Annotated in this window: 10 protein-coding genes; 7 read left to right on the forward strand and 3 right to left on the reverse strand. The window is 69.9% G+C overall.

Annotation, left to right across the window (positions count from 1 at the left end; translation table 11 throughout):
* On the reverse strand, positions 1-903 hold a 903-nt coding region (locus CFP71_RS04480; RefSeq protein ID WP_208635880.1), incomplete at its 3' end, for a PucR family transcriptional regulator ligand-binding domain-containing protein.
* A gap of 109 nt (positions 904-1012) precedes the next feature.
* On the opposite strand from CFP71_RS04480, the gene CFP71_RS04485 reads away from it, so the two are divergent.
* The 5 genes from CFP71_RS04485 to CFP71_RS04505 all read left to right on the forward strand — a co-directional run bounded on the left by CFP71_RS04485 (position 1013) and on the right by CFP71_RS04505 (position 8044).
* Positions 1013-2464, forward strand: a complete 1452-nt coding sequence (locus CFP71_RS04485) for a sodium:solute symporter family protein (RefSeq protein ID WP_093932560.1) — start codon at positions 1013-1015, stop codon at positions 2462-2464.
* Between the two features lie 20 nt (positions 2465-2484).
* A complete protein-coding gene (gene speB, locus CFP71_RS04490) occupies positions 2485-3438 on the forward strand; it encodes an agmatinase (RefSeq protein WP_167405996.1) in 954 nt (317 codons plus the stop codon).
* Positions 3435-5090, forward strand: a complete 1656-nt coding sequence (locus tag CFP71_RS04495) for a thiamine pyrophosphate-binding protein (RefSeq protein ID WP_093932561.1) — start codon at positions 3435-3437, stop codon at positions 5088-5090. Before speB ends, CFP71_RS04495 begins: the two co-directional genes overlap by 4 nt.
* On the forward strand, positions 5087-6493 hold the full coding sequence (locus CFP71_RS04500; protein WP_093932562.1) for an aminobutyraldehyde dehydrogenase: 1407 nt from the start codon (positions 5087-5089) through the stop codon (positions 6491-6493). The genes CFP71_RS04495 and CFP71_RS04500 overlap by 4 nt, the downstream gene beginning before the upstream one ends.
* Positions 6494-6574: 81 nt before the next feature.
* On the forward strand, positions 6575-8044 hold the full coding sequence (locus CFP71_RS04505) for a purine-cytosine permease family protein (protein ID WP_093932563.1): 1470 nt from the start codon (positions 6575-6577) through the stop codon (positions 8042-8044).
* Here CFP71_RS04505 and CFP71_RS04510 read toward each other — a convergent pair.
* Both CFP71_RS04510 and CFP71_RS04515 read right to left on the reverse strand, forming a co-directional pair.
* Positions 8023-9762: an arabinofuranosyltransferase AftB family protein gene (locus CFP71_RS04510; RefSeq protein WP_093932564.1), complete on the reverse strand. Its 1740-nt coding sequence runs from the start codon at positions 9760-9762 to the stop codon at positions 8023-8025. The genes CFP71_RS04505 and CFP71_RS04510 overlap by 22 nt on opposite strands.
* A gap of 88 nt (positions 9763-9850) precedes the next feature.
* Positions 9851-10666, reverse strand: coding sequence for an oxidoreductase (locus CFP71_RS04515; RefSeq protein ID WP_093932565.1), 816 nt, complete (start codon positions 10664-10666; stop codon positions 9851-9853).
* A 90-nt stretch (positions 10667-10756) separates the two neighbouring features.
* On the opposite strand from CFP71_RS04515, the gene CFP71_RS04520 reads away from it, so the two are divergent.
* Both CFP71_RS04520 and CFP71_RS04525 read left to right on the forward strand, forming a co-directional pair.
* Positions 10757-11284, forward strand: coding sequence for a TetR/AcrR family transcriptional regulator (locus tag CFP71_RS04520; protein ID WP_093932566.1), 528 nt, complete (start codon positions 10757-10759; stop codon positions 11282-11284).
* A 79-nt stretch (positions 11285-11363) separates the two neighbouring features.
* The gene (locus CFP71_RS04525) at positions 11364-12122 is read left to right on the forward strand and encodes a DJ-1/PfpI family protein (RefSeq protein WP_244199551.1); all 759 of its coding nucleotides are present in this window, start codon (positions 11364-11366) and stop codon (positions 12120-12122) included.
* Positions 12123-12245: the final 123 nt, after the last annotated feature.

Raw genomic sequence — 12245 nt, forward strand, 5'->3', positions numbered from 1 at the left:
GCGTTCCTCCCCGCCGACCACGCCGGTCTCCCCCAGCAGCAACGCCGTGGCGGTGGCACCCAGCCCGGCCGCGTCCGAACCGGCGCGGCCCGCCAGCCCGAGCAGCGCCGCCCCGACCGACAGGATCGAGCGGTCCGCGCCGTCGAACCGCGCGACCCGGCCGACCACGACCAGATGCGACGCCGTCGCCTGCGGGTACACCGGCTGCGCGACGACGGGCGTGCCGTCGGCCAGTTCCGTCGTCGCGCTGCGGATCCCCCGGCCCGCCCGCAGCGTGGCGACGAGTTCCCGGACCTCGGCGGGCAGCGGCGACGGCGCCCCGTGCTCGGCGGCGAGGACGTCGCCGACGCCGACCAGCGCCACCCAGGCCCCCAGCCGCCCGGCCAGCGCGCTCGCCAGTTCGCCGAGTCCGTCACCGGCCGCCCTGGTCAGCGCCTCGCGCGCGACCGCGATCCGCCGCTGTTCCCGCTGCCCGGCCTCGGCGAGCGCGACCGACACCGCCCGGCTGATCGCCAGGAACGGTGTCCGCGGCTGGACGATCAGCAGCGGGAGGCCGTGCCGGGCACACGCGGTCCGCAGCGAAGACGGCAACGTCTCGTAGGCGCCGGGGGTGAGCCCGAACCCCAGCGCGGAGATCCCGCTGCCGGCCAGCCGCCGGACGTAGAGGTCGACTTCGGAAGGCTCCGAGGGCAGGTTCACCCCGGCGGTGAGCAGCAGTTCCGCCCCGAGGAGGTACGGCGCTGGGTCCCGCAGCTCGCTGACGTGCGCCCAGCGCACCGGGGCGTCGAGCGCGCCCGGGCGCAGGGTCTCCACGACCGGGTCGAGTGCCAGTTCCGGGTTGCCGACCACGGCCCGTAACGGGACATTCACATCCGAGTCGAGCGGATCGTGGGTTCGGGTCATTCCATCCTCATTCGCGCCGGAGTTCGGATGGATCATCCCATGTCGTTCAAGGTGCGAACGAACCTACGGTGGCCCGAAGCGAACAAAGCCCCAAGTCAAGGAGGACACCGTGGCCGGTGACTACGCGGTGATCGCGCTCTACATAGCGGGCATGATCGGGGTCGGCTGGTTCGGGCTGCGGCTCGCCAAGACCAAGTCCGACTACCTGGTCGCGGGCCGTCGCCTCGGCTGGTTCATGTACTCGGGCACGATGTCCGCGGTGGTCCTCGGCGGCGCTTCGACGGTCGGCGGCGTGAAGCTCGGCTACACCTACGGCATCTCCGGCGCCTGGCTCGTGATCGCGATCGGCGTCGGCATCCTGGTCCTCCACACGCTGTTCGCGCGACGGCTGGTGAAGCTGCGCGTCTACACCGTCGGCGAGATGCTCGACCTGCGCTACGGCGGCTCCACGAGCGCCATCTCCGGCGTCGTCATGTGGGGCTACACGCTGATGCTGACCGTCACCTCGACGCTGGCGTTCGCCACCATCTTCAAGGTCCTCTTCACCGTGCCGAGCTGGGCGGGCATCGCCATCGGCGGGTCGATCGTGGTGCTCTACTCGGTGCTCGGCGGCATGTGGTCGATCACGCTGACCGACATCGTCCAGTTCGTCATCAAGACCATCGGCATCCTGCTGATCCTGCTGCCGGTCTCGATCGTCTCGGCCGGTGGCTTCGACGGGATGGCCGCACGGCTGGACGAGAGCTACTTCGAGCTGACCGCCATCGGCGGCGACACGATCTTCACCTACTTCCTCATCTACAGCTTCGGGCTTCTGATCGGCCAGGACATCTGGCAGCGCGTGTTCACCGCCCGCACGCCCGGCATCGCCACCGGCGGCGGCGTCATCTCCGGCGTCTACTGCCTGGTCTACGGCCTCGCCGGCGCGCTGATCGGCACCGCGGCCAAGGCGCTGTACCCGAACCTCGCCAGCGCGCAGGACGCGTTCGCGACCATCGTCGAAGACCAGCTGCCCGCCGGGATCCGCGGCCTGGTGCTCGCGGCGGCGCTGTCGGCGATGATGTCGACCGCGAGCGGCGCGCTCATCGCCTGCTCCACGGTCAGCACGTCGGACCTGCTTTCCAAGCTGGGCCTCAAAAAAGCGGTCAACGAGGTCGCGCGGAACCGGGTCACCACGCTGGTCCTCGGCCTCGTCGCGATCGGCATCGCGATGATCGTGGACGACGTCGTCAACGCGCTGACCATCGCCTACGACATCCTCGTCGGCGGCCTGCTGGTCGCGATCATCGGCGGACTGGCGTGGAAACGCGGCACCCGTCAAGGCGCGCTCGCGTCGATGGTCGTCGGTACCGTCGTGGTCATCACGTTCATGTTCGTCGACGGCGTCGAGGCCAACAGCCCGATCTACTGGGGCCTCGGCTCGAGCCTGGCGGTGTACCTGGTGGTCAGCTTCCTCACCCCGCGCACCTCGGACGAAATCCTCACCGTGTGGACCCGCCGCCTGAACGGCAGCGCGGTCGCCGAAGAAGAAGAGGCGAAACTCGCCGCTTCGAAGTCCTGAAACCATCCAAAGGAGAAACAGTGGCTGAGCAAAGCCCGATCGGACCCGTCGACTCTTCGAGGGTGCCCCGGTTCGCCGGTTTCGCGACCTTCGCGAGGCTGCCGCGGCTCGATCAGGTCGAGCACGCGGACGTCGCCGTCGTCGGGGTGCCGTTCGACGCCGGGGTGTCCTACCGCCCCGGCGCGCGCTTCGGCCCCGCCGCGCTCCGTGAGGCCAGCCGGCTCCTTCGCCCGTATCACCCGGAACTCGACGTTTCGCCGTTCGCCGAAACGCAGGTCGTCGACGCCGGGGACATCGCGCTCAACCCGTTCAACATCGGCGAGGCGATCGAGACCCTGCAGGACGAGGCCGAGGCGCTGACCGCGGGCGGGACGCGGCTGGTGACCGTCGGCGGCGACCACACGATCGCGCTGCCGCTGCTGCGGGCGGCGGCGAAGAAGCACGGACCGGTGGCGCTGCTGCACTTCGACGCGCACCTCGACACCTGGGACACCTACTTCGGCGAGCCGTACACGCACGGCACCCCGTTCCGGCGGGCGTCCGAGGAAGGCCTCCTCGACACCGAAGCGCTGTCCCACGTCGGCACGCGCGGCCCGCTGTACGGCAAGCGGGATCTGGAAGAGGACCGCCGTCTCGGATTCGGCATCGTCACCTCCGGCGACGTCATGCGCCGCGGGGTCGCCGAGACCGTCGACGCGCTGCGCCAGCGCATCGGCGGCCGCCCGCTCTACATCTCGGTCGACATCGACGTGCTCGACCCGGCGCACGCGCCGGGTACCGGCACCCCCGAAGCGGGCGGGATGACCAGCCGCGAACTGCTGGAGATCCTGCGCGGGCTGCGGGACTGCAACCTCGTCGGAGCGGATGTCGTCGAGCTGGCCCCGGCTTACGATCATGCCGAGATCACCGCCATCGCGGCTTCCCACGTCGCCTACGACCTGGTGAGCCTGCTCAGTTTGGGGAAGGGCGCATGACCAGCACTGAACGGATAGGCGGCGACGTAGTCGTCGAAACCCTCCACGCGCTCGGCGCGGACACCGTGTTCGGCCTGCCCGGCCAGCACGCGCTCGGCCTGTTCGAAGCGTTGCGGCGCACGGACGACCTGCGTGTCATCAGCTCGCGGGTGGAGAACAACCTGGCGTTCGCGGCCGACGGGCACGCTCGTGCCCGGCTCGCGGCGGACCCCGAGGGCCCGGTCCCGGTGACGCCGATGATCGTGTCGACCGGCCCCGGCGCGCTGCTGACTTTGGCTTCACTGCAGGAATCCCGGGCGGCGTCGGTCCCGGTGCTCGGGATCTCCAGCCAGATCCCGGTCGCCGGGCTCGGCGGCGGACGGCACGGGTACCTGCACGAATTGCCCGATCAGCAGGCCAGTTTCCGCGATGTGGTGAAGTCGGTGCACGTAGTGCGCACCGTCAGCCAGATCCCGACGGCGTTGCGCGAGGCGTGGGAATCGGCGGCGACAGCGCCGTACGGCCCGGTGTGGGTCGAAATCCCGCAGGACATCCTGCTGGCGACGACGGATCTGCCGCAGATCACCTCGGTGACGGCGCGGCCCGCTCCGCTCGCCCCGTTGCCGGAACTCGTCACCGAAGCCGCGAATCTTCTTGGCGCGGCGAAGAATCCGGTGATCCTCGCCGGTGGCGGCGCCCTGCGCTCGGGCGCGAGGGCGGAGCTGAAGGCGCTCGCGGAGGCCTTGCGCGCGCCGGTGCTGTCGACGTTCGGCGGCAAGGGCGTCTTCGGCTGGGACCACGAACTTTCCGGGCGGTCCTGGCTTGAGGACTGGCACAGCACCGAGTTCCTCTCGGACGCGGATGTGCTGCTGGTGCTGGGTTCCGGGCTCGGCGAGCTGTCCAGCAACTATCGCGAGTTCGCCCCGCGCGGCCGGATGATCCAGGTCGAGGCCGATCTCGGGAAGCTGGAGTCGAACTACCCGGCGCTGGGCATCCACGCCGACGTCCGGCTCGCCCTGCATGCGCTGCTGGAGCAGGTGCCGTTCCGCCAGTCCGACGGCGTCGCCGAAAAGGCGGTGGCGGACCTGCTGGCCAAGGTGCGCGAACGCCTCGACGGCCAGCCACTCGAAGTCGAGCGCAAGCTGATCGACGACATCCGCGCGGCGGTGCCCGAAGGCACGCAGACGTTCTGGGACATGACGATCGCGGCCTACTGGGCCTGGTCGGCGTGGAACCCCGAGGGCGCGCCGATCCACACCGCCCAAGGCGCGGGCGGGCTCGGCTACGGCCTGCCCGGCGCGCTCGGCGGCGCCGCGGCGACCGGCGGCCCGGCGCTCGCGGTGTCCGGTGACGGCGGCGCGATGTACGGCGTCGCGGAACTGGCCACGGCGGTCCAGCACGGGCTGAACGTCACGTGGCTCGTCATCGACGACGGCGGTTACGGCATCCTGCGCGAGTACCTGACCGGCGCTTTCGGCCAGTCCACCGCCACCGAACTCGCCCGTCCCGATTTCGCCGCCCTGGCGAAGTCTTTCGGCGTCAGCGCCACCGAGTCCTCTTTGGACACCGTCGGGAAGGACCTGGCCGAAGCACTGGGCACCCCCGGTCCGTCGGTGGTCGTCCTCCCCGCCCTCCTGAAGATGTTCGAGCCGACCCACCTGGAGAAGAAATGACTCAGGTCCTCAATTTCGTCGACGGCGCCGAGGTCCCGGCGGCGGGCTCCCGGACGCTCGACCTGACGAACCCCGCCACCGGCGAGATCTTCGGCACCAGCGTCCTGTCCGAGCAGTCCGATGTGGACGCCGCACTGGAGGCCGCCGGACGCGCGTTCAAGGTGTGGCGCAAGAGCACACCCGCGCAGCGGCAGCTCGCGCTGCTGAAGATCGCCGACGCCGTGGAGACCCGCGCGGAGGAGTTCGCCGAGCTCGAAATCCGCGAGACCGGCAAGATCCGCGCCGTCGTGCTGGAGGAGGAGATCCCGGAGTGCGTCAGCGCGCTGCGGTTCTTCGCCGGCGCGGCGCGGCAGCTCGAAGGCACCGCGTCCGGGGAGTACCTGCCGGGGCACAGCTCGGCGATCCGCCGCGAACCGGTCGGCGTGTGCGCGCAGATCGCGCCGTGGAACTACCCGCTGATGATGGGTGTCTGGAAGATCGCCCCGGCGCTGGCGGCGGGCAACACCGTCGTGCTGAAGCCCGCGGAGACCACGCCGTCGACGGCCGTCCTGCTGGCGAAGGTCGCGGCGGAATTCCTGCCGCAGGGCGCTTTCAACGTGCTGTGCGGCGACCGCGACACCGGCCGCGCGCTGGTGAAGCACCCGATCACCGAACTGGTGTCGATCACCGGATCGACCCGCGCGGGCATCGACGTCGCCACCGTCGCGGCGGCCGACCTCAAGCGCACGCATCTGGAACTCGGCGGGAACGCGCCGCTGCTGGTCTTCGGCGACGTGAACCTCGCCGAGGCGGCCGAGGGCATCGTCGGCGCGGCGTTCTACAACGCCGGGCAGGACTGCACCGCGGGGAGCCGGGTACTGGTGGACGCGGCGATCCACGACGAGTTCGTCACGGAGCTGACCAAGGCCGCCGCCGCGCAGAAGCCCGGCGCGGACTTCGGCCCGCTCAACAGCGAGGCGCAGTTCGGCCGGGTCCGCGGGCTCGTCGAGCGGCTGCCGTCGCACGCCCGCGTGGAGACCGGCGGCACCCCCGCCGGTGACCGCGGATTCTTCTTCTCCCCCACCGTGATCTCGGGCCTGAAGCAGGACGACGAGATCGTGCAGGAGGAGATCTTCGGCCCGGTGATCACCGTCCAGTCCTTCGCGGACGAGGACGAGTCGGTGCGCCTGGCCAACGGCGTCCCCTACGGGCTGGCGTCGTCGATCTGGACTCACGACCTGTCACGCGCGACCCGCGTTTCGGGCGAACTCGACTTCGGCTGCGTCTGGGTCAACACCCACGGGCCGCTGGTCTCGGAAATGCCCCATGGCGGCTTCGGGCACTCAGGCCACGGGAAGGACCTCTCGTCCTACTCCTTCGCCGAGTACACCCGCGTCAAGCACGTCATGACCCGCTTCGCCTGACCGCGTTTCGTCCTCTGAACGCGGTAGTTGGCAGTACGAACCACCGCATTCAGAGGACGAAACGCGCACTTGGAGGTCCCCATGGGTGACAAGGTCACCGAAGTCGAGCAGCACGGCATCGCGCCGATCCCGCCCGAGGAACAGACTTCGCGTCCGCGCGACCTGTTCCGCATGGCGTTCGGCGGCGCGAACACCTTCGCCACCATCATCCTCGGGACCCTCCCGATCGCCTTCGGCCTGAGTTTCCGGGCGGCGGTGGCCGCCACCGTCGCGGGCGTGGTCGCCGGCGCGCTGGTGCTCTCGCCGATGTCGTTGTTCGGCCCGCTCACCCGGACCAACAACGCGGTCTCCTCCGGCGCGCACTTCGGCGTCGTCGGCCGCTGTGTCGGCTCCTTCCTCTCCCTGCTGACGGCGATCACCTTCTTCGCCATCTCGGTCTGGGTGAGCGGCGACGCCGTCGCCGGTGCGGCGCAACGGCTTTTCGGCTTCGACGGCGGCGAAGTGCTGCGCGGTGTCGCGTACGGCGTCATCGCGATCGCGACGCTGGTGGTGTGCATCTACGGCTACCGGTTCATGCTGCTGGTGAACCGGGTCGCCGTGGTGCTGGGCACGGCGATCATGCTGCTCGGGATCATCGCCTACGGCGGCACGTTCGACCCCGGGTTCGCCGGCACCGGCACGTACGCGCTCGGGGACTTCTGGCCGACCTGGATCCTCGCCGCGCTCACCACGATGGCGAACCCGATCTCGTTCGGCGCCTTCCTCGGCGACTGGACGCGCTACATCCCCGCGCGCCACAGCCGCCGTTCCCTGCTGGCGGCGCCGTTCCTGGCGCAGGTGGCGACGCTGCTGCCGTTCGGGTTCGGCATCGCCACCGCGACCCTGGTCGCGGATCCGGCCGACTACATCACCGGCCTGACCGCGATCTCCCCGCTCTGGTACGCGATCCCGCTGATCGTGGTCGCGCTGATCGGCGGGCTGTCCACCGGCACGACGTCGCTCTACGGGACCGGTCTCGACTTCAGCTCGATCTTCGTGAAGCTGAGCCGGGTCCAGGCGACCCTGCTGATCGGCTCGCTCAGTGTCGTGTTCATCTTCGTCGGCAATTTCGTGCTGGACATGGTGTCCAGCATCAACGCCTTCGCCACGCTGATCGTGCTGTGCACCTCGCCGTGGATGGTGATCATGATGATCGGGTTCGTGCTGCGGCGCGGGTTCTACGACCCGGACGACCTCCAGGTGTTCAACCAGGGCCGCAAGGGCGGGCGCTACTGGTTCACCCGCGGGGTGAACTGGCGCGCGATGGCCGCGTGGATCCCGGCGACGACGCTGGGCCTGCTGACCGCCAACACGCCGATGATCGCCGGGCCGCTCAAGGACGTCGCGGGCGGCGTCGACATCAGCATGGTCGTGACGCTGTGCACGGCGGCGATCGCGTATCCGGTGCTGGTGAAGCTCTTCCCCGAGCCCCGCGAGGTCTACCGGCCCGGGAACGCCGCGGAGCCCGCGCCCGGGCCGGACCTGGAACCTCAGCCGCAGTCGGCCGCCTGACGCGGATCGGCCGGGTACCGCAAGGAGTTCCGGCCGACCGCGCCGGTCAGGTTGTCCCAGAACCGTCCCGCGGTGAGCGGGGCGCGGACCGAGTCCAGCATCTCGCGTACTTCGGGGCACTGGACGGCCTTGCGCGCCGCGAGGATGTCTTCGGCGGCGAACCCGTTGGCGTCGCCGGTCGCGTCGACCTCCGTCCTGCCCGCCTCGCCGATCGCCCACGTCGGGCTGATGTCCTTCTCGTGTCCGCTGCGGCTGGCGAAGACGAGCGTGGTGTGGGAGGCGATCGAGTTCACCAGTCCGTACCCGTCGTGCACACGGACGTCCCGCGGCATGACGAGCCCGAAGGCGCCGATGCTGCCGGAGAACACCGTGCTGTACGGCTTGTCGGAGGCGTACTGACGCCAGGCCCCGGCGCGATACACCAGCACCGAGGGGCCGGGCAGGTTCCGGACGGCCGCCATCGCGACGGGGAGGTCCAGGTCCGGCGACCGCATGTAGTCCTCGATGGTCACCGGATGCTCGTGCCGGGTGACGGCGGACCAGTAGCCGCGCTCGTCCGCGATGCCGGAGGCCTTGTTGTACGCCTTGGGGGCGTCCTCGTACGGCACCCGCAGCCAGCCCAGCGCGACGACACCCCAGACGCCCACCCCGGCGAGGACGACGGCCGTCCAGCGGGTGAACGGCAGGGCCATGACCGGGAGCAGGGCCGCGAACAACGCGGGCAGCAGCATGCGGCCGTGCATGAAGTCCCCGCCGAGCCGGATGACGTACAGCGCCAGCGCCAGCCCGGAGAGCAGCGGGAACGCGATGAGCGCCCACAGCGCCCGGTTCCGCGGCACCCGGCGCAGCAGCAGCACCAGCCCGGCCGCCAGCAGCAGCACCGGTACCCAGAGGTAATACGGGGAGACGAGATCGGCGAGGTACCGCCAGCCACGGCCCCAGTGCGCGGAGGACGCTTCCTTGGCCAGCGCAGTGTTCGGCGTGAGCAGCCCGTAGTAACCCATGCGGAAGATCTGGTACGCCACCGGCAACGCGCCCGCGACCGCGAGGAGGCCGAGCAGATGCTTCCAGCCCCGCCACCCGGCGACCATCATCCCGATGAACGCGAGCGCGCTGAACAGCGCGAGGTCCGGGCGAACCAGCGGGCCGAGCCCGATCACGAGCGCGACCGGCCAGGCCCGCACCGTGTCCCCGTCGAGGGCGAGCCGGACGACGAGCCACCACGTGAGGCCGAGCCAGAACGTGATGAGCCCGGTTTCCAGCCCGGAGGTGGCGAAATCACGGAAGGGCGGCAGCACGCAGACCAGCAGGGCGCCCGCCGGGACGGCCAGCCCCGATCCGGTGGGCCGGTGGAACCTCCGCGCGCCGTCCATGGCGAACCAGAGACCCGCGACGGCCAGCACCAGCCCGGAGAGCACGGCGGCCCATTCCAGCTTGATCCCGAGCAGCCCGAGCCCGGCCACGATGAACGTCCACAGCGTGCTGGTGTTCGCCTCGACCCGCTCGCCGGCGTTGAACACCGGTCCGTCGCCTTCGAGGAGGTTCCGGACCGTCCGCAGCACGATGAGGCCGTCGTCGCTCATCCACCGGCGGCGCCAGGCCAGTTCGGCGAACACCACCGCGGCCAGACCGAAGAGAATCCAGGTCCATACGCGCGGCCTGCGATACCAAGCCCGGGTCACGTCGGATTCCGCCTCGAGCAGGCCCGTAGTCGACACTGGTCGTCCCCTTCTCGGCCGGTGAAACGGCCACGTCAAAACCAGGGGATCACCCTATTGGGCGGGCAGGTGACGGCGGAGCCCGACCCTAGGCGAAGCGTCGCAGCACTCCGAGGAACAGCGCGTCGAAGGCGCGGTCCGGGAGCACCCGGCGCACGAACAGGATCGGCTTCGCCCCGAGACCCGCGGCATAGCGGGTCTTCGGGCGCCGGGCCCGGACCGCCTTCAGGACGACGTCGGCGATCACCTTCGGGTGGGAGCCTCGCTCGGCCTGGCCGAAGAACTTCGCCAGCGCCTTGGCCTGTGGCGCGTAGGCGGTTTCCCCCGAGGTCTTGAGCAGGTTCTCGACGGCGATGCCGCCCCATTCGGTCTTGATGGCGCCGGGTTCGATCACCACGACGTCGACGCCGAACGGCTTGAGCTCCAACCTCAGCGAGTCGCTCAGTCCTTCGACCGCGAACTTGGTCGAGTGGTACCAGCCGCCGAGTGGTTCGTAGATCTTGCCGCCGATCGACGAGACGTTCACGATCTTGCCCGAGCCTTGGGCGCGCATATGCGGCGTGGTCAGCTGGACGAGCCGCGCGAGACCGAACAGGTTGACCTCGAACTGGTACTTCCCCTCCGAGAGCGGCACGTCCTCGAAGGCGCCGTACGAGCCGTAGCCCGCGTTGTTGACCAGGACGTCGATGCGGCCGGACTCCTCGATGATCTTTTCGATGCCCGCGACCATCGACGCGTCGTCGGTGACGTCCATCGCGAGGACCTTGACCCCGCGTTCGGCGAGCCCGGTCATCCGCTCGACGCGCCGCGCGGCGCCGTAGACGGTGTAGCCCGCGTCGCGCAGAGCGAGGGCGGTGGCTTCGCCGATTCCCGCGGAAGCGCCAGTGACCAGTGCGACCTTCATGTCCCGCTCCTAACTAACTGGTTGGTTGCAAATTCAGGCTGCCACGGCCCCCGCTAGCTGTCAACCAACCAGTTAGTTAGACTGGGTCACATGGTCAGGGACAAGGAAGCGACCAAGCGGAAGCTGCTGGACGCGGCGACGACCGAGTTCGCCACGTACGGCATCGCGGGCGCGCGGGTGGACCGCATCGCGAAGAACGCCGGCGCCAACAAGGCGCTGATCTACGCCTACTTCTGCAGCAAGGAGCACCTGTTCGAGACCGTCGTGCAGGAGCAGGTGGACGCGGCGATCAAGGCGGTCCCGATCACCCCCGACGACCTGCCCGGCTACGCGGGACGGCTGTTCGACCGGTACCTGGAGCATCCCGAAGTCCTGCGGCTCATGGGCTGGCTGCGGCTGGAGAACGGCTTCGACGCCGTTCCGGAAGCGGAGGTTCGGGCACACGCGGACAAGGTGGCCGCGATCCGGGCCGCGCAGCGTTCGGGTTCCGTGCCGGGCCACTTCGACGCCGAGGAACTGCTGAGCCTCGTCCTGCACCTGTCGTTCCTGAGCTTTTCCTCCCCCGCCGCGACCCGCGACCTCGTCGTCCGCTCGGTCGCCCGGCTCACGGGAACCTGAGGCGGTTTTCGCGCGACCACTGGGTTACATCACCTGGGAGGTCGTCTTGCAACGCCGAACTTTTCTGCGTGCTTCAGCTTTGTCCGCCGGTCTGGCGGGCGTGGCCGCGCCCGCCGCTTCCGCCGCCACCCCGTTGCGGGTGCAGATCCTGATGTACGACGGCGTGGAGGAACAGGACTTCATCGCACCCGTCGAAGTACTCGGCCTGGCGGGGAAGCTCACCGGCGGGGCCGTGGTCTCGTCACTCGTGGGGCTACGGCCGGGTCCGGTGCGCTGCACCTACGGCACCGTCGTCGAGGTCCCGCGCGGCTGGTCGCCGGGCGAGGCCGACGTTCTCGTGGTGCCCGGTGGCGGCTACACCGACCGGAACGGCCCCGGCGTCCACCGGCTCAACGCGGATCAGGGTTTCCTGCGCCGCCTCGCCGCTTCGCGGGCGCTGCCGGTCGGGATCTGCACCGGAACGATGGTGCTGTCCGCGGCGGGCCTGACGAAGGGCCGGAACGCGACGACGCACAACGGCGCGAAGGCGGATCTGGCCGCTCAGGGCGCGAAGGTGATCGACGCGCGTGTCGTCGACGACGGCGACCTGATCACCGGCGGCGGGATCACCGCGGGGCTCGAGGTCTCGCTCTGGCTCGTGGAGCGCTTCTTGGGCGCGAAGGCTGCTCAGCGGGCCGAGGTGGTGCTGGAGTACGAGCGCGGGGCACCGTCTGGCGGGCCTGACGCGTGCAATGAAAGGCCCCTTCATTGCAAATTTTGCAATGAAGGGGCCTTTCATAGCGCTTGTCAGGTAGCCGGACGCCTACCCTGGTCCCGGAGTGGGGGTGTGTGGAAATAGGGACGTTGAGTGTCCCTGTTTCCACACACCCCTCCGGATCTGGTCGTGACCGGGGCAATTTCACGAGCCCGGTCGCCACCCCGGGCTCGCGCGATGACGCGGCTCACGATCGACGGTCGCTGA

This window comes from Amycolatopsis thailandensis (genome assembly GCF_002234405.1).
Classification (GTDB): Bacteria; Actinomycetota; Actinomycetes; order Mycobacteriales; family Pseudonocardiaceae; genus Amycolatopsis; species Amycolatopsis thailandensis.